Raw genomic sequence first — 17,880 nt, 5'->3', positions numbered from 1 at the left:
ATGAACTCCGACATCACCTTCCTCGACGCCACCAAGCTGGCAGAACTCATCCGTACGCGCGAACTGTCCTCCGTGGAAGTCGTGCAGGCGCACCTCGACCGAATCGAGGTGGTCGACCCCAAGGTCAATGCCATCGTGACCCTCGCGGATGGCGCACTGCAGGCGGCCCTGGCCGCGGACGTGGCACTCAAGGAAGGCAAGGAAGTCGGCCCGCTGCATGGCGTGCCCTTCACCGCGAAGGACTCCATCGACACCGCCAATGTGCTGACGCAGCGCGGCTCTCCCATCTTCAAGGGTCGCAAGCCCGATGCCGACGCCGAGAGCGTGGCCCGCCTGAAGGAGGCCGGCGGCATCCTGTTGGCCAAGACGAACCTTCCTGAGTTCTCATACTGGATCGAGAGTGACAACCTGCTCAGCGGCCGCTCGAACAATCCGTGGGACCTGACCCGCACGCCTGGCGGCTCCAGCGGCGGCGAATCGGCCGCCATCGCTGCCGGCATGTCCCCCATCGGTCTCGGTACCGACCTGGCCATCTCCGTGCGCGGCCCGGCGGCTCAGACGGGCATCGTCTCGCTGAAGGCAACCCATGGTCGCGTCCCGATGACCGGTATCTGGCCGCGCGCGCCGCGCCGCTTCTGGCACGTCGGCCCGATGGCGCGCAGCATCCGCGACCTGGCGCTGGCGTTCTCGCAGCTTGCCGGGCCGGACGGCAAGGACGCGTTTTCGACGAGCGCCGCCGCCTTCGACGCGGGTATCGGTCGCCAGCCGCACCGCCAGCTGCGCGTGGGATACATGACCGGCCCCGGCTTCGGCCCCGTCGACGCAGAAGTCAAGGCGACGGTCGTGGCCGCGGCCAATGCGCTCAAGGGTCTGGGCCTGCATGTGGAAGCCGTTGGCATCCCGGCGCTCGAGAAGGACTTCGCACTCGACGTCTTCAACCGCCTGCACGTCATGGAAATGAAGCCCGCGTTCGCCGAGGCGACGGCCGGCCGCAGCGCGGACGAGCTCTACAAGATGGCCAAGACGATGCTGGGATTGCCCGATACGTCGATGAGCGACTACATCGACGCTGAGCAGGCTGCCGAACGCATCCGCGACGGCTACGCCGAGTACTTCAAGAACTTCGACGTGCTACTCACGCATGTCCTGCCGATACCGGCACACAAGCACGGCGTCGCCGAGTTCGTCATCGACGGCCAGAAGGTCGATGCCACCTACCTGCAAGGCGCCACCGTTCCCCTGAACGTGACCGGCCTGCCCGGCATCTCGATGCGCTTCGGAACGAGCAAGGAAGGGATGCCCATCAACGTTCAGCTCGTGGGCAGTTGGCTCGCGGAGTCGACCATCCTGCATGTGGCCTCGCTGCTGGAGAGCGTGAGCACGGTGCGCGACCTGCATCCGACGCTTTGACTCTGCGCATGACGCCTAGGAGGACACACCCTGGGCGCTTGTCCCAGGCACTGCCTGCGCCCGTGGCTGGTCTGCGACCACGGGCCGCCAACGAACAGACTTCGGCAATGAACTCATCCGCCTCGGCGCGGCCGAGCTTGGCAACTTGAAACGTACCCGATAGCGGCCACTGGCGACGGACAGGTTGTGGCCGACAGTCGTCCTTCCGGTGCATCGCATACAACCCGCTTAGGGCGTCGCCGGGCGCGGCATTGGGATCGGTCCCTCCTGCTGGAGGTAGACAAGGCCGCGCACGTGCTGACGCCTTCGGCCACGGTGCGGCGCATCGTCAACATGACGGCATTCACCGTCGCCGAGGCGGCAGCGTGGACTTGATACCCGCCAAGCTGCGAAGCGGCCGGCACCCGTGAGGGCTGCCGGCCGCTCGACCCGGTGCGGCGGTCCTGCGGACCGTCGCCACATGCCTCAGGTGTTGCCAAGCCGCGCCCGCGCGGTGGCGGCCACGTCCTTCAGCCACGGCGAGCGGGCCCAGTGCTTGCGGGCGAATGCGGCGATCTGGTCCTGGTAGGTCAGCGACAGGCCAATGCTGTCCAACCCCTCCAGGAACATTCGCCGGTGGCGGGGCAGCAGCTCGAAGCTCACCTGCACGCTGCGGCTGCGCAGGGTCTGCGCCGAGATGTCGATCGCCACGCCGTTGCCGGATAGATCGTCCGCGTCGTCCATCAGGCGGGCGACCTGCTCGGGCGGCAGCGTCACCAGCAGCAGCCGGTTGTTCATCGCGTTCGAGTGGAAGATCTCCGCATAGCTCGACGCGACGATGGCGCGGATGCCAAACTGCTGCAGCCCCCCACACCGCGTGCTCGCGGCTCGAGCCGCAGCCGAAGTTGGAGCCGCCGACCAGGATCGACGCGTCGGCATAGGCCGGTCGGTTGAGCACGAAATCGGGCCGCGGCTGGCCCTGGGCATCGAAGCGCAGGTCGTACAGCAAGCCATCCTTGAGGCCGGACTTGTCGATGCCGCGCAGGAACTGCTTGGGCATGATCTGGTCGGTGTCGAGGTTCTCGATGCGAAGCGCCGCGGCGCGGCCCTCGATGACAACGGGTGCGGTCATGGCAGCGTCTCCAGGGTGCGGGCATCGGTGATGCGGCCGGTCACGGCGGCGGCGGCGGCCATCGCCGGGCTCATCAGGTGGGTGATCGCCCCTCGACCCTGGCGGCCCTCGAAGTTGCGGTTGGTGGTCGAGGCGCAGCGGACGCCCTCGGCGAGCACGTCGTCGTTCATCGCGAGGCACATCGAGCAGCCGGGTTGGCGCCATTCGAAGCCAGCGTCGAGGAAGACGCGGTCGAGTCCCTCTGCCTCGGCCGCCGCCTTCACCGCCCCCGAGCCAGGCACGACCATGGCGCGCACGCCGTCCGCGACGTGGCGGCCACGGACGATCGTGGCGGCGGCGCGCAGGTCCTCGATCCGACCGTTAGTGCAGGAGCCGATGAACACGTGCTGGACCGGCGTTCCTTCGATCGCCGTCCCTTCCTGCAGCCGCGTGTACTGAAGCGCGCGCTGTGCGCTGGTGCGCACCGGTCCCTCTGGCAGATCCTGAAGCCGGGGCATGTGACCGTCGATCGCCGTCACCTGGTCGGGGCTGGTGCCCCAAGTGACGTGCGGAACGACCTCGCTCGCATCGAAACGGTGTTCGACGTCGAATGCGGCGTCGGCGTCGGAGTGCAGGTCCCGCCAGGACGCGAGCGCGGCCTCGCGGTGCTTGGTCCCGATGTCGGGCGCATGCGCCAGCACGTAGTCGACGGCCTTCTGGTCCGGCGCGATCAACGCGCCGCGCGAGCCTGCTTCGACGGTCATGTTGCAGAGCGTAAAGCGAGCCTCGATCGACAGAGCGTCGATCGCCGTGCCGCAGAACTCGACGACGTAGCCGCGTGCCCCCTGGGCACCGATGCGGCCGATGATGGCGAGCACGAGGTCCTTGGACGTCACGCCGACCGGCAGCACTCCGTCCACCCGGATGCGCATGTCCTTCGCCGGGCGGTAGGCCAGCGTCTGCGTGGCGAGCACGTGTTCGACCTCGGTGGTGCCGATGCCGAAGCCGAGCGCGCCGAGGGCGCCGTAGGTCGTCGTGTGGCTGTCGCCGCAGATGACCACCATGCCGGGCCGGATCATCCCGTGCTCGGGCGCGACGACGTGCTCGATGCCCTGCAGGGCGTCGTTGGTGTCGAACAGCGGGATGCCGAAGTGGTCGCAGTTCTTCTTCAGGTTCGTCGCCTGCAGGGCCGACGGAGGATCCGCGATGACCCGGAACTTGGTCGGGTGGGTGGGGATGATGTGGCTCACGACCGCCACGTTCTGGCCCGGCATCGGCACGCTGCGGTGCTGCTCGTACAGCCCCGCAAACGCCTGCGGGCTGGTGTACTCGTTCATCAGGTGCAGGTCGCAGAACAGCAGCAGGTTCTGCTCGTCCAGCCGCGCCACGGTGTGCGAGTCGACCAGCTTCTGGTAGAGGGTGCGGGCGGTCATCGACGTACCTCGTCAAGGGCTTGGGTGAGGAACGGCAGCGCCTCGGCGAGCAGGGCGTCGGGCGCTTCCTCGGCGATGTAGTGGCCACAGGCCAGCGGTCCGCCGCGGACGTCGACAGCGACACGTCGCCATTCGGCCAGCGGATCGAAGCAGCGGTGCACGACCCCGTCGCGTCCCCACAGGGCGAGCAGCGGGACGGCCAGCGTCACACCCCGCTCGCAGTCGGCACGGTCGTGTTCCAGGTCGATGCCGGCGGCGGCCCGGTAGTCCTCGCAGATGCCGTGGGCGGTGCCCGGCAGCGCCGCGGCGCGCTGGTAGGCCGCCAGCGCGCGCGGATCGAACGGCGCCAGGCCCGCGCTGCGACGGCCCATCACGTCGCGCACATAGGCGGCCGGGTCGGCCTCGATCAGGCGCTCGGGCAGCGGCGCGGGCTGGATCAGGAAGAACCAGTGCCAGTAGGCGCGGGCGAAGGTCTGGCGGGTCTGTTCGTACATCGCCAGCGTCGGCGCGATGTCCAATAGCACCAGACGGCGCACCGCGTCGGGGTGGTCCACCGCGAGCCGGTGCGCGACACGCGCGCCACGGTCGTGGGCCAGCACGTCGAATTGCGGGTGGCCGAGCGAGTCCATCAACCGCAGCAGGTCGCGCGCCATCGTGCGCTTGCTGTAGTTGGCGTGGTCCGCTTCGCCGGTCGGCTTCGAGGAATCGCCATAACCGCGCAGGTCTGCCAGCACCAAGGTGAAGTGGTCGGCCAGCGCGGGCGCCACCTTGTGCCAGATGGCGTGGGTCTGCGGATGGCCGTGCAACAGCAGCAGCGGGGCGCCTCGGCCGCCGACCCGGGCGTGGAGGCGAACGCCGTCGCCCACATCAATGTCGTGCGTCGCGAAGCCGGGGAAGAGATCGGTCGGGTCCACGTCTATTCCGCGGTGATGCCGCGTTCCTTGACGAGCATCGCCCACTTGGGCATCTCGGCCTGAAGGCGCGTTGCGGCTTCGGTGGGCGTCGAGGGCGTCGCCTCGAAGCCTTCTTTCGCCATGCGCTCCTTCACGCTGGTCGACTGCAGCACGCTGGTGAGCGAGGCGTTGAGCTTGTCGAGCACCGGCTTCGGCGTGCCGGCCGGCGCGAAGACCATGAACCAGGTCTCGAAGGCATAGCCAGGCACCCCGGCTTCGGCGATCGTGGGAACGTTGGGCATCAACGGCGAGCGCTTCGAGCCCGTCACGGCCAGGGCGCGCAGCTTGTCGGCCTGCACATGCCCCTGTGCCGCGGACAGCACGGGGAAGGACATGTCCACCTGCCCCGCGATGGTGTCGGTCAAGGCCGGGCCGCCGCCACGGTAGGGAATGTGGACGATGGCCAGACCAGCCATGGCCTTGAACAGCTCGGCCGACATGTGGAAGGTGCTGCCGCCGCCGGCCGAGCCGTAGGTGAGCTTGCCGGGCTTGGCCTTCGCCAGCCCGATCAGCTCCTTCAGGTTCTTGGCCGGCAGGTTGTTGTTCACCACGAGCACGTGCTGCGACGAGGCGACCATGCCGATCGGCGCCAGGTCCTTCAGGGTGTCGTAGGGCATCTTCGCCGTAAGCGACGGATTGATGGCGAGCGAGACCGTCTGCAGGCCGACGGTGTAGCCGTCGGCAGGGGACTTCGCGACCGCGTCCACGCCCAGGTTGCCGCCGGCACCCGCCTTGTTCTCGATGAACACGGACCTGCCCAGCGCCTTCCCCCATTCGTCCGCGATCAAGCGCGCCACGATGTCGGCGCTTCCGCCGGGCGCGTACGGCACCACCAGCTTGACCGGGCGCTCCGGGTAGGTCTGGGCGAAGCCACCGGTCGAGCCGGCGGCGAGGGCCAGGGCGAGCACGAGGTGCCGACGTTGCATGGTTGTCTCCTTCATGGACCGCTGTTCTCTGCGCATCCTATGCGTGACGACAACCAACATAATGTCGATCCCGGCAGTTCTTTCGGTCGTCTGAGTTATCAATGAACGGCTTCTCGGACCTCGACTTCTTCACCGTGCTGGTCAAGCACGGCAGCCTGGCTGCCACCGCGCAACAACTCGGGCTGACGCCGCCGGCGGTGAGCAAGCGGCTGGCTGCGATCGAGCGACGGCTGGGCGTGCGGCTGATGCAGCGAACGACTCGCCGCATGAGCCTGACACCTGAAGGCGAGACCTACCTGGTCGATGGCACGCGGGTGCTCGAAGCGCTGGAAGCGCTCGAGCGAACCGTGATGGGAAGCCGGGCGGTCCCTAAAGGACTGCTGAGGGTCTGCGCCACGCTGGGCTTCGGTCGCCGGCACATCGCGCCGGCGCTGTCGACGTTCGCACGTCGCTACCCCGACGTGGAACTGCAGCTTCACCTTACCGATCGGCCGGTGAACCTGGTGGAGCAGGGGTTCGACCTGCAGATCCGCTTCGGCGAGCTTCCCGACGCCCGTCTGACGGCCCGGCTGCTCGCCCGCAACCAGCGCGTGCTGTGTGCCGCTCCGGCCTACCTGAAGCGTGCCGGCGAGCCGTCGTCTCCTCGCGACCTCGCGCGGCACGCCTGCCTGTTCATCCGCGAGAGCGACGAGACGTTCGGCAGCTGGCACCTTCAGCTGGGCGGCAAGACCGAGACGGTCAAGGTCCGCGGGCCGCTTGCGTCTAACGACGGGGAATGCGTGCTGGGCTGGGCGCTCGACGGACACGGCATCCTCATGCGCTCGATCTGGGAGGCAGCACCGATGCTGCGGTCCGGCAAGCTATGACCTGTGCTGGCCGAGTGGAGTCTGCCGCCGGCGGATATCTATGCGGTGTTCCCGCCGCGCAGCCACCTGTCGGCCAAGACTCGGGCGCTGGTCGACTTTCTGCTGTCGACCTTCGAGCCTCACCGATCAAGGGACGCAGGGGGCTGGTGAGTGGTGGGCGCACAAGGGCCACTCTCGCTTCCGGTTGTCGCTGGAAGCGGTACTTTGATCGCATCGTGTCTGACGAAGCGTCAAGACATCACCGGTCCGGTCATCAGAGTCAGTCTTGCCCTTTTGCAGCGGGAGCGGTCGGTGAGATGAGCATTGCCGATCTTCCGCTTCCGACCCATGGCAGACCCTCGCCCAGCGGACTTGAACGATGGCATCGTAGAACGGCAGACGTTTGGCAGCGTTGGAAGCCTCTGACCATCTCGTATCAATCTTCCCCGCTCCACCGGTGCGCGAACCGGGCTTCATCTGTCGGCCAGCAGGGACTCCGCGATGCGCTTCTCCTTGAACTGCCCGATCACATGGTCGATGAACGCCCGGGTCTTTGCCGGCAGCAGCTTTTTTCCGGGGAAGTACATGGAAATCGGGCCATCGTCCCAGTACCAGGTCGGCAGCACGCGCTGAAGGGTTCGGGCCTTCAGCAGCGGTGCCGCATGCGGCATGGACAGCAAGGTCACGCCGAGCCCCATCGCCACGGCGCGCGACACCGCCTCTGGATCGTTGAAGGCGAGCCGAGGTGCGGTATTGAAACGCACCTCGCGTCCTGAACGGTTGCGAAGCTGCCGAGTCCTCACACGCCCCAGCTGCACGGACCGCATGCCGATCCAGTCCCAGTCCTCCAGGTCGAGTGGGTCCTTCGGAATCGGTCGGCCCTGCAGATAAGCCGGGGATGCCACGGCGACGATGTGGATGCGGGCCAGTTCCCGCGCGACCAAGCCCGCGGACAGCTCAAAGCCACCACCGATCGCAACGTCGAAACCCTCCGCGATCAGGTCCACGCGTCGGTTCTCCAGGTGCCCGTCCAACAGAACCTTGGGGTAGCGCCGAATGAAGCCCGGCAGCAACGGCATCACGTAATCCGCCCCGAAGCCAGGAGGCATCGTGACGCGCAGGGTCCCCGTGGGTTCGCTCGTTCCTGCATGAACCGAAGCGATCGCCGACTGGATGCTGTCCACCCCCCCTGCAATGCCTTCGAGGAAGCGCTCGCCCGCCTCCGTCAAGGTCAGCTTGCGGGTGCTGCGCTGGAACAGCCGCACGCCGAGATTGGACTCCAGCCGCGCCACGTTGCGGCTGACACCTGCAGGCGTCAAGCCCAGCCGTCGAGCGGCGGCGGAAAAGCTCTGCGCTTCGGCACTGCGGATGAAGGATTCGAGGTTCGCGAGGGTCTCCATCAAACACAGCGTACCGTATCTTCAAGCAAAGCTTGAAGGTTATTCAAGCACGGGACGGCTACCAATCGCGGGAGGCTGCGCACACAGTTCAGCCATCGCAACCAGCCTCACCGCAAAGGAAACACCGTGCTCACCATCAACGACACACATCCCCTGGCCGGCAAGGTGGCACTGGTCACCGGCGGCTCGCGTGGCATCGGCGCCGCCATCGTTCGCCGGCTCGCGCAGGACGGGGCAGACGTGGTGTTCAGCTACTCGAATTCGGCCGCGAGAGCGCAGGCCGTGAGCGCTGAAGTGGAGTCCTTGGGGCGCCGGGTGCTCGCGGTCCGCGCCGACCAGGCCAACGCCGCCGAGGTCCGGCAGCTCGTGCAGACGGCCCACCAGGCCATGGGACGCCTGGACATCCTGGTGAACTCGGCAGGCGTCTTCGTCACCGGCCTTGTCGATGATCCCGCGGTGGATCTCGCAGCGTTGGAACGTCAGATCGACATCAACATCAAGGGGGTCGTGGCGGCGGTCCGGGCCGCGGCTCCCGTGCTCAGCGAGGGCGGACGCATCGTCTCCATCGGCACCACCGGAGCCACGCACATTGCCTTCCCTGGCGTGGCGGACTATGTGGCGTCCAAGGCCGCCGTGGCCGCCTACACCCGGGGCTGGTCACGCGATCTCGGGCCTCGTGGCATCACGGTCAATGTCATTCAGCCGGGCGCCATCAACACGGAAATGAATCCGCAGGACAGCGCCTTCGCCGACCAATTGCGTGCCATGACCTCACTTGGGCGCTATGGCCAGCCCGAGGAGATCGCCGGCGCCGTGGCCTTCCTGGCAGGGCCGGACGCCCGCTACATCACCGGTGCAACGCTCAACGTCGACGGAGGGCAGATTGCCTGATCGCGGCGGCATGCTGGAGAGAACAACCATGAACCATTCCGTCCTGGTCCGTGCGCATGGTGACGCCTCCGTGATGCGCTACGAGACGACCGCGCTCCCGCGGCCAGGGCCACACGAGGTGCTGGTACGCCAGGAGGCGGTCGGCGTGAACTTCGTGGACACGATGGTGCGCACCGGCGCCTTTCCCGCTCCCCTGCCCACGGTGCTGGGCTTCGAGGCCGCGGGCGTCGTGGCCGCGGCAGGTCCGGAAACGGCGTTTCAGGCCGGGGAGCGCGTCGGCTACTTCTTTGCGCCGAACGCCTATGCAGACTTCAACGTGGTCGACGCATCGGCTCTCGTGCGGCTGCCCGACGACATCACGACGCGGCAAGCCGCGGCATTCCTTGCCAAGGGGCTGACCGCGTGGATGGGATTGCGCGCGCTCCATCCGCTGAAGGCCGGGGACAGCATCCTGGTACAGGGTGCTTCGGGCAGCGTGGGCTCGGTATTGGTCCGCTGGGCCCGCCACCTGGGAGCGACAGTGATCGGGGTTGCGGGTTCAGCGCAGAAACTACCTGGGGTCGCCCGGGCATCATCCCTCGCCCTGGTCGCGTCGGATCCATATCTCGTGGATAAGGTGCGGGCACTGAAGCCGCACGGCGTGGACGCCGTGTACGACTTCGTGGGGGAGGCGTCATTTCCATCGTCGCTTGCCGCGGTCCGCGATGGCGGGAGCATCCTGACGATCGGCGCCGCATCGGGCGCGCCCCGTCCGGACCGGCAGGAACTGGTCCGCCGCGCCATCAGTATCCGAGGCGGGGGAGCCCCGCAGTACGTGACCCCTGCGAACCAGGCCGCCGCGAGCGGCGAGTTGTTCGCCGCGGTGCGCGCGGGAATCTTCGATGACGTCGACATCGTCCGGCATCCGCTGGAGGGTGCGAGCGCGGTGCACGCGGCGATCGATGCGCGCCGCCTGACCGGACTGCCAGTGCTTGTGCCACGGCATGTCGGCGACCACACGGGAGCTTGAAACCATGGCAGAACAGCCTACCCAGGCAACGGTGGACTACGACCGCCTGTTGCGAGCCAACCTCGAGCGTGTGTTCAACGAGCGCGACGATGGCAAACGCGACGCTGCCATTGGCGAGATCTTCACCGAGGACGCGATCATGTACGAGCCGGGCGGGCCGGTCGCGGGACGTGAGGCGATTTCGCGCGTGGCGGCCCAGTTGCTCAGGCAGTTCGGACCGCAGTTCCGCTTCGTACCGGAGGGGCCCGGCGTGGGTCACCACGGCATCGGAACACTGCGCTGGTCAGCGGGCGCGATCGGAGGGCCGGTGGTCGTCAGGGGCTTCGACACGGCCGAAGTGGTCAACGGCCGCATCGCCCGGCTGTGGGTACTGATCGAGAGAGAAGGCTGAAACTTGCCATCCGCACCAACAGATTGCGATCGGTCTCCTTGCCTGTTCACGATGGTTGGGTGTGAACGGGCTGCGTCGCGGCAGCCAGATTGAAGCGATGGATGGCGCCGCGAGGTCTGAAGCCCATCCCTGAACCGGCCCGAGTGGGCGTCGTCAGACTTGAGCGTGAGTACGGTGTTTCGTGGAGCGACTGCTCCTGGCCGAGTGCCGTCGCACTCGTGCGCGAGGCTGAGTGACCGCCTCCAGTCTAAAGCGGCCGCTCGTTCGGGCGAGCGGATGGCCCCTCACGCCCGGTATCTACACAAGGTCCCCAACTTCGTAGACCTTGATGGCCCAATCTCCTGCCTCCCCCGTAAACGCCCAGCGACTGATGGACGACGGTATCTCGACCGTCAGCAAGGCTGCTGTCCTGGCGGCGCTTGCGCGCGCCGGTACCCCTTCCACCTTGCCGCTCGTGGCCGCGCAGCAGAGGTGTCCAACGCTTTCTGCGCTCCGACGAGACGCCATCGAACAGGACGCATCCCTCCTGGAACTGTCGGGTGCTACGTTGGCGCCGCTCGTTCCTGAGGGCCTTGCCCACTGGCCGGTCTGGTACATCCGGCTCGCAGTTTCCGGGGCTCACGACGTGTCGTCGCTGGTCTGGCGCGAGTCGCTGAGCCCCTACCTCGACCGAGATGAGCACAATCCCTGGTACATCGGCCAGTGGCTTGCCATCGCCGGCTGGGGAAACGCCGACCCCTGGGACCCGGACAGCCGGCATCTCGTCATCGACGACAGAGACGTCAACCGGTCCATCAACACCGGCCTCATGTGCGGCGGTGTCATCGTGCTCTACGAGTGCCAGGAGCACATCACCATCACCGGCTATCCCATCGACGAGCTGCTCGTCGGCTCCTTACAGGCTGGCGATGGGGCGTCCTGCCGCCATCCCCTGTTCGACCTGCCGTTGACCGAGGTCCAGGCGATGACCCGGGCGCTCGAGGACGGCGAAATGCCTGCCGCCTCGCCCAGCCGCCTGCGCCTGAAAGTCTTGTCGGACCCTTGCGGTGCTCGGTCGTCGTGGCGGCTGCCACCCGAGACGCTCCTGCAGCGGCCGTCGGTGAGCGTTACTGTCCACGACGACGGCCGCCTCGGCTCGCTGTTGACGGTCGGCGACTGGTGGGCGACTCAGGTGCCGCGCGACATCGAGACCGTCCTGTGGCTCGACGCACCGCAGGACATGTGCACCGAGGCAGCCGCCAGCGGGATAGGGGTCGACGTCACCGTACCGCCCCCAAGCCTCGATGAGCCGACGTGCATCGTGCTGACCGCGACCTGCGGCATGCACCTGTACGCGGCGCTGCTCAATGCAGAAGACGAGCAGACCCGAGCGGCGGTAGACGCACTGCCGGCAGGAAGCACCTGCCGGCTGGTGCTGGTCAACACGCTCAACGGCCGGCCCGTGTGGGCCGAGTTCCAATGGCCGGAACTCGACCTGGCACACGTCTCGACCCGGTGCCGCGTCGAAGCGGCGCTCCCCAGTTGCCCGGCGGAGGTGCGCCGCCGGGCCGAGGCATGGGCCGAACGCACTGGACGGCGGGTGGAGCTCAACGTCAGCTGGGCGACCGCGGCCCCGGGCGACAGTCCTGCGGGCGCCTGAGCGGCACGAAGGCGTAGACCAGGTCGGACAGCACCGGCGTGCCGTCCGACCGCTCCATGACGTTGCCGTTGTCGAAGCGGTCGAGCAACCAGCCGTTGGCCGCCACGTCCCCTGCCAGGCGCCGCAGTACCGGCGCGAGCGTCCACGGAGCGCCGGCCGCAATGCGCCGCAGACAGCGCGCGTCGACCGCCGGGTCCAGTGCTGCCGGGTCATGGGACTGGCGTGTCGACTCCCCCGAAGCAATGAAGTCCAGCGTCTGCGACGTCTGGGCGGGACGCAGTCGCTCCAGAAGGAAGCCTCGGTACAGATGGTCCTCGCACTGCGCAACAACGCCCAGGTCCTCGTGGACGAAGGGCAGGGCAGTACAGGGTCGCCCACCGCTGGCTTGGCGAGAGAGGAGGGCGGAGTTGGCCGGGTCGCTCGTCAGCTTTAACACGCGGTCCTCGTCGATGTGGAACACGACGGCCGCGTTGCCGTGCCCGAGTTCTAGCTTCGCGCTGACCATAGACGCCAGGCGTTGAACGTGGTTGATGAGTGTGAGATTTCGCATGGGGATGCTCCTGCGGCCGAAGGAGATCGGCGCCGCAAAAATGTGGGGTTCCGAAGACACGGGCGGTCCTGCTGTGGGCCGCCCGGGTCGCGAAGGCGCGTTTAAGCCGAGGCGCTCAGCACCTGCAGGTGCTCGTCGCTGAAGGCGGCGCTGTACAGGAAATTCGGCACCGGCTCGTCCTGGCCTGGAAGCGGCGACGCCGACAGCGACAGGTACAGCGGTGGCGAGCAGGCGATGGCTGTGAACAGCGCCGGATTGCGCCTCAGCGGCATCGTCAACGCCGCCTGGATGCGGGACCGCATCAGAGGGGTGCGGGCGCAATTCAGGCAGACCGACTGGTCGCCGCTGCGAAGCTCCAGCCGCGCCCCGTGGCGCCGCCAGGACGCCAGCATCCGCCGTGTCGTGGTGTCGCTCAGGTCCAATGCCACGTTGACCCGGCTCTGGCCGCACAGCAGGTCGACGAAGCCGATGCCTATCGGGTGGCTGTACAACCCGAGGGTATAGGCCGTCTGCATCAGGTCCAGAAACCCCGGGGACGGCAGCTTCACGACCACGGGCATGAGCCCCTTCTTGTCAGGCGTGCCGAACTCTCCGTCGGCCACGACCAGCCGAACCTTCATGGCGGTATCCATCGTTCTTTCCTCTCTCCATGACAGCCGGCCGTCTCGGCACCATGCCGAAACTGAAAATGCCGGAGTCAACGATCGAGGGTCGATGTGGTCGCATGCTGGTGGGTCGGGAGTTTCAGGGCAGTACGAGTCGGAATATCGACATGATGGCAATCTCTCCAGTGTTTGACAATTGAATTCAACTAAATGGCGCCATAAATCCGACGAGCGGTTTGCCAACATGTTTTCTCGAAGGCCCGAGAAAAGATGTTGGTAAACGGCAAGGAAGAAGAGTCGTGACAATCTGGCAGCGGGCCTCATGCTCACGCCGTGGGCCACAAGCACCACAGGGGTTTCGTCATGTTCTGGGACCAGAACGAGACAAAACCACCGTGGCGAGACAAGGGCCGGCGCGCAGCGCTGGCCCTTCTGTTTGTGGCATCAACCCAGGTAGCCGACGAAGTACACCTCCGCGACGTCGTCCTCGTCGGTCTCCCAGTCGATGTCGTCGCTCAGTTCCAGCGCGCTGCCCGTGGCAGCATCCCACATCAACCACTCCACCGACGATACCTGCCTGATAGGCAATAGCCAATGGAATGCGTGCAGCGCGGCATTGCCCACCAGCGCGCTCGGAGTTGATTGCGGTACCAGGACACCCCATAAGCCGAGGGCTCGCCAGTCGTCGCCGTAGATGCGGCTGGGGTCTTGCTGCAGCGAGGTACAAATGGATGTACACCAGCCGATGCGTCGACGGTTCGTATTCGACGGGCTGGAAGCGGTTGACGGTGGGAGAAGGGCGGATAATGTCCGGATGCATGGTGGGTCCAGTGGCTGGCGACATTGCCACTCGGTATAGCGGACCGCATTTATCTGCACCTCCGCCGGACGATCTTGTCGTGCGCCGCTGCGCGCAGCCGACGCCTCTGCTTCGCTCAGCGCGGCTGGCCTTTTCAGTCCTCGTCTGAGTGCGCGTCGCGCAGTTCGTTGTGCATGCGCTCAATAAAAACGGTCAGCGGCCCCACCTGTGCAGCGCAATGCTCGATGGTTTTCATGGCGGCCGCCCATCCGTCGTACGCAGCTTCTCTATATGTCCTGGGTACTGCGCCAGAGGCCGGCTTCAGTTCACCGTTGTAAAGCGCGGCGTCGTCGAAGCTTCGAGCGGCGACATCACAGTCCGGCAGCTGGCCGAGAAGCCAGCGCAGCGCCGGCAACCCGGGGGCCGCGCTTGACAGGGTCACTTCGACCTCAATGGGGCCGTGAGGCCAGTGCTCCCCGGGGTCCCTGGAGAACGATAGCTGCCATCGCAGCAGCCACCGCTTCAGCACTGCGAAAACCAAGTCAGCGTCAACCGGGAACTGCGCCCTGAAGCGATAGACCGCCACCTTCTGTGCAGGCAGCTCGGATGCGGATTCGATGGAAGAGGTGTTGGTCTTGTTGTTCATGGTGTTCGTGATTAGCGAGCAGGCCAAGGGGCCTGGCAAGATGTGTTGGCTCAACCCACCGAGGGTGAGAAGCGGGGTGCCGTCCTGGACGGCACGTCATCGCGCTTGACGCGATGCCTTCTGTCACCGCAACAGACACTTCCCTGTGGTACTCCGGCAGGCGGTTGTTCGGCTCTGCTCGGTGCGTGCGGCGACGCTAGTTTGTTAAAGAACCAGGCAACCGTGATATGCACGGCGCGGCAAGTCCAGACGGACCTGTGGTGTTGAGAATTTCCGGGGGTACCGCGGCTCAGAACGAGCCGGGGGGTAGGCGAGGGGCGTTGCGTGGACGCCAGTCCTTCTTTCAGCGTGCGGGCTTTGCCGCCGCCAACCTCTGTGGGCGTGTGCGCCCGATGACGTTGCCATCATGACCTGCCGAAGCGGCCGTTGCAACCCGCAGCGATGTGAAGTATTCGGCAGCTGATTCAGGCCGATGCCGAAGGCTACTCGCGAGGATCCGCAAAAGCGGAGCCCGAAGGCTCCGCTGAACTGCTCAGGTCACTTGCGTGACCGTGACCTCCCAAGGCGGCGGTCGTCTCGCCCCGGTCTTGGTGTGGATGCGCATCGTCACCGCGGTACTGTCCAGCACATCACTGTCGGACAACTCGGCCACGAAGGCCCCGGGTACGAATCGAATCTCGAACATCGCCTCGAACTTCCTCGGCCGGTCCACGAACCGGAAGGACTCAATGAGCCGCTTGAGCGTGGCTCGAACCTCGTGCGCTGGTGCGGCGCCATTGAGCAGCTGGGACACGACCGTGGTCGGCTCCACCGCCAGCTGCCGCTCGATGGCCGCCTTGCTCACCTTGCCGGCCGCCCTGGTTAGCGCCGCCAGGCGGGCGGTGACCCGGTCCAGCTCGGTTTTGTCCTCTTCCAGCTGCTGAGCCAGGAACTCCAGCCCGATGCCGGGCCGACGCGCCAGCTGCAGCAGCCGCTCGCATGACGACTCCAGCTCCAGCCGGCGGGCCCGCAGCCGTTCCTCCTCCTCGCCCGGTCCCTTCTCCAGCCGGGCACGCAGGCGAGCCGAGAACTCGTCGCGCACCGGACCGGTGAAAAGGAGCGTCAGGGCCTGCTCCAGCGTCTTCTGCGCCGCCACCACCGAGGTGTAGCCGATGAAGGACTCGCGCTCGCCCACCCGCACCGCCTGCTCGCACTGCGGGCAGTGCAGCGTCCAGCTGGCTGATGTGCCCTTGAGGGACAGGTAGCAGCCACAGTCGCCGCACTGCACGAAGTTGGCGAACAGGTGTTTGGTGCCACCCCGGGTGCGCTGCTGCCTCGGTGGGTTGCAGGCCTGCCAGAGCGCATCGTCTACCAACCGGAACTGCGGGCGGTCGTACGCCTTGGTCTCCGGCATCTTGCGCTGGCGCGCCAGCTTGGCCCGGGTGGCACCCGAGCCCAGGTAGACGAAGGTCCCCCGGTAGATGGGGTTCTGCAGCATCCGGTGCACGGTGGCCGGGCGCCAGTAGCCCGGCCGCTTGGCGCCGGAGGTCCGGGGGCAGGCGATGCCCTGGTCGTTCAGACGCCGCGCGATGGCCGCGACCGACAGGCCGGACTTGCGCCAGCCGAACATCGTGCGGATGACCTCAGCCTGCGCCTCGTTGACGACCCAGCGGGCACCCTTGAGGTTCTGTTCGTCCTTGTCCTTGCGCCGGATGTCCAACGCATAGCCGTAGGGCGGCGGCCCAATCATCAGGCCCCGGTCGAGGCAGCCCTGCATCGTGCGCGAGGTCCGCTTGGCGACACTGCGCAGTTCCTCGGCCGCCATGGCCAGCCGCATCGTCCACAGGGTCTGCCAGCCCTCGCGACGGGTGTCGATGCCGTCGCCGGTGACGATGACCACACCTGTGCGCTCGGCCATGCGCATCAGCTTGGCGCCATCGAGCATGTCCCGGCTGAACCGCGACACCTCGTCGGCGAAGACGATGTCCAGCAGCCCGGCCTCCCAGGCGTCCAGCATGCGCTGGTAGCCCATGCGCTTCGTCAGGCCCTCGGCGCGGCCCGTCACCGCCTCGTCCGAGAAGACCCAGTCGTCCGCGACAGTCAGGCCTTCGCGCGCCGCGAGCGAGCGGCAGCGCGAGACTTGGTCGTCGATGGAGGTGGGTTTCTGGATGTCGAGCGAGTAGCGGCCGTAGATGCAGGGGTGCCCCATTCGGTGGCTCCTTCTTCTTGTTGTGGTGAGGGGATGAGGACCGTCGCGGCGGGCGCCGCAACGGCCACGAGCAGGTCGATGAGCTCCAAGAGCTCAGGTCTCAGGTGGTGTTTCATGTGTCCTCGGGCATGCTGATCGCAGAAGAGCGATCGCCGCCGGATGAAGATGCGTCCCATCGGAGAGAAGGGAGCCCCGCCGCCGAAGCGGCGGGGCGAATGCATCAGGGGCCTGTCAGTGAACCGGGGACGGTTCGCTGTAGGAGCGGCTGGAAATCAGCGGGCTGATGACACAGCGCTCGATGTCGCCCGGCGCCAGTTCCCACTGGGCCAGCTGTGCTTCTTCGTCGAGCTGCTTGAAGACGCTTTGCAGCGCCGCTTCGAGGTCCGCGACGGACGCCGGGCGTGCCGTGCAGGACTCCTGGGCGAGCCGCTCGATGTCGTCGTCCAGCGCGAGCATCAGCAGCCGCGTGTGCTCGTTGGAGCGCACGATGAGCGGCAGTCGACCCTTGCGGGCGCCGTCCAGCAGCCATTCCCGCACGTCCGCCTCGCCGAGGTCGAAGAGCAGGGCGGTAATGTCCCGCCCGCCGCCGACCATGACGATGCCGAACCGGCTGTCGGGTAGGCTCAGCATGGCGCACCGAGTGGCGACCGCCCCCGTGGTCGACGCCATCTGCAGGACGCCGGCTTGCGCGGGGATGACCGGCAGCATCACGTCCGACTGGATGTGCTCGACGCTGCCGCCGCGAAGGCGGTGGAAGCGCGACGGTTGAAGCTTGACCTCGATATCGCACGCGGTGCGAAGGGTTGTATTCATGGTGTCTTTCGAATGGATGGCCTACGCTGCAATAACGCAGCACGACGTGTAGGCACCTCGAATCGGCGCCTGAAGATCGCGTGCTTTGAGTCCTTGTCCTAGAGGAGATGCCAAGGCGTTCTTCGTGACGCAGGGAGCCGGTCCGCGGAATGGTCCTGCTCTCAAGCAGTCAGCGCGGCGTTTATCGGAGCTCTTAACCGAGCCGCCCTTGGTCGGTTGTCCGGTCAAGGCATCGGCATACTGCTTTCGGTCGGGTCACGCGCTATGGAGCCGCCCTTGTCAGCGCAGATTC

General features: G+C 66.8%; 14 protein-coding genes and 2 pseudogenes. 6 read left to right on the top strand and 10 right to left on the bottom strand.

Features of this window, described 5'->3' with window-relative positions; all coding sequences use genetic code 11:
* The gene (locus LRS07_RS14895) at positions 1-1,410 is read left to right on the top strand and encodes an amidase (protein ID WP_260498781.1); all 1,410 of its coding nucleotides are present in this window, start codon (positions 1-3) and stop codon (positions 1,408-1,410) included.
* A 465-nt stretch (positions 1,411-1,875) separates the two neighbouring features.
* Here the strand turns inward: LRS07_RS14895 and leuD are convergent.
* The 4 genes and pseudogenes from leuD to LRS07_RS14875 form a co-directional block, all read right to left on the bottom strand.
* Positions 1,876-2,521: pseudogene (gene leuD, locus LRS07_RS14890) on the bottom strand (3-isopropylmalate dehydratase small subunit).
* Positions 2,518-3,933, bottom strand: coding sequence for a 3-isopropylmalate dehydratase large subunit (gene leuC / locus LRS07_RS14885; RefSeq protein ID WP_260498780.1), 1,416 nt, complete (start codon positions 3,931-3,933; stop codon positions 2,518-2,520). Before leuC ends, leuD begins: the two are co-directional and overlap by 4 nt.
* Positions 3,930-4,847, bottom strand: coding sequence for an alpha/beta fold hydrolase (locus LRS07_RS14880; protein ID WP_260502127.1), 918 nt, complete (start codon positions 4,845-4,847; stop codon positions 3,930-3,932). Before LRS07_RS14880 ends, leuC begins: the two co-directional genes overlap by 4 nt.
* A 2-nt stretch (positions 4,848-4,849) precedes the next feature.
* Positions 4,850-5,812 carry a tripartite tricarboxylate transporter substrate binding protein gene (locus LRS07_RS14875; protein ID WP_260502126.1) on the bottom strand — a complete coding sequence of 321 codons (963 nt, stop codon included), beginning with the start codon at positions 5,810-5,812 and terminating at the stop codon, positions 4,850-4,852.
* A gap of 101 nt (positions 5,813-5,913) precedes the next feature.
* On the opposite strand from LRS07_RS14875, the pseudogene LRS07_RS14870 reads away from it, so the two are divergent.
* Positions 5,914-6,828 (top strand): annotated as a pseudogene (locus LRS07_RS14870) (LysR family transcriptional regulator).
* A gap of 302 nt (positions 6,829-7,130) precedes the next feature.
* Here the strand turns inward: LRS07_RS14870 and LRS07_RS14865 are convergent.
* On the bottom strand, positions 7,131-8,057 hold the full coding sequence (locus tag LRS07_RS14865) for a LysR family transcriptional regulator (protein WP_260498779.1): 927 nt from the start codon (positions 8,055-8,057) through the stop codon (positions 7,131-7,133).
* Positions 8,058-8,183: 126 nt separating this feature from the next.
* Here LRS07_RS14865 and LRS07_RS14860 point away from each other — a divergent pair, with 126 nt between their 5' ends.
* The 4 genes from LRS07_RS14860 (at position 8,184) to LRS07_RS14845 (ending at position 11,987) form a co-directional block, all read left to right on the top strand.
* Positions 8,184-8,948, top strand: a complete 765-nt coding sequence (locus tag LRS07_RS14860; RefSeq protein ID WP_260498778.1) for an SDR family NAD(P)-dependent oxidoreductase — start codon at positions 8,184-8,186, stop codon at positions 8,946-8,948.
* A gap of 28 nt (positions 8,949-8,976) precedes the next feature.
* Positions 8,977-9,957: a zinc-binding dehydrogenase gene (locus LRS07_RS14855; RefSeq protein WP_260498777.1), complete on the top strand. Its 981-nt coding sequence runs from the start codon at positions 8,977-8,979 to the stop codon at positions 9,955-9,957.
* Positions 9,958-9,988: 31 nt separating this feature from the next.
* Positions 9,989-10,348, top strand: coding sequence for a nuclear transport factor 2 family protein (locus tag LRS07_RS14850; RefSeq protein WP_260498776.1), 360 nt, complete (start codon positions 9,989-9,991; stop codon positions 10,346-10,348).
* Positions 10,349-10,718: 370 nt separating this feature from the next.
* Positions 10,719-11,987: a hypothetical protein gene (locus LRS07_RS14845; RefSeq protein ID WP_260498775.1), complete on the top strand. Its 1,269-nt coding sequence runs from the start codon at positions 10,719-10,721 to the stop codon at positions 11,985-11,987.
* On the opposite strand, the gene LRS07_RS14840 is transcribed toward LRS07_RS14845, so the two are convergent.
* The 5 genes from LRS07_RS14840 to LRS07_RS14820 all read right to left on the bottom strand — a co-directional run bounded on the left by LRS07_RS14840 (position 11,941) and on the right by LRS07_RS14820 (position 17,483).
* On the bottom strand, positions 11,941-12,537 hold the full coding sequence (locus LRS07_RS14840; RefSeq protein ID WP_260498774.1) for a hypothetical protein: 597 nt from the start codon (positions 12,535-12,537) through the stop codon (positions 11,941-11,943). The genes LRS07_RS14845 and LRS07_RS14840 overlap by 47 nt on opposite strands.
* Before the next feature lie 101 nt (positions 12,538-12,638).
* Positions 12,639-13,169 (bottom strand): hypothetical protein, encoded by a 531-nt coding sequence (locus tag LRS07_RS14835; protein ID WP_260498773.1) that lies wholly within the window; start codon positions 13,167-13,169, stop codon positions 12,639-12,641.
* 926 nt (positions 13,170-14,095) lie between these two features.
* On the bottom strand, positions 14,096-14,587 hold the full coding sequence (locus LRS07_RS14830) for a hypothetical protein (RefSeq protein ID WP_260498772.1): 492 nt from the start codon (positions 14,585-14,587) through the stop codon (positions 14,096-14,098).
* 532 nt (positions 14,588-15,119) lie between these two features.
* On the bottom strand, positions 15,120-16,775 hold the full coding sequence (locus tag LRS07_RS14825) for a recombinase family protein (RefSeq protein WP_260498771.1): 1,656 nt from the start codon (positions 16,773-16,775) through the stop codon (positions 15,120-15,122).
* A 231-nt stretch (positions 16,776-17,006) separates the two neighbouring features.
* A complete protein-coding gene (locus LRS07_RS14820) occupies positions 17,007-17,483 on the bottom strand; it encodes a hypothetical protein (RefSeq protein ID WP_260498770.1) in 477 nt (158 codons plus the stop codon).
* Positions 17,484-17,880: the final 397 nt, after the last annotated feature.

It is taken from the genome of Aquabacterium sp. J223 (genome assembly GCF_024666615.1).
In the GTDB taxonomy this organism is placed as follows: domain Bacteria; phylum Pseudomonadota; class Gammaproteobacteria; order Burkholderiales; family Burkholderiaceae_C; genus J223.
Note: the sequence above shows the minus strand (reverse complement) of the source record. Positions and strands in the feature narration are given on the sequence as shown.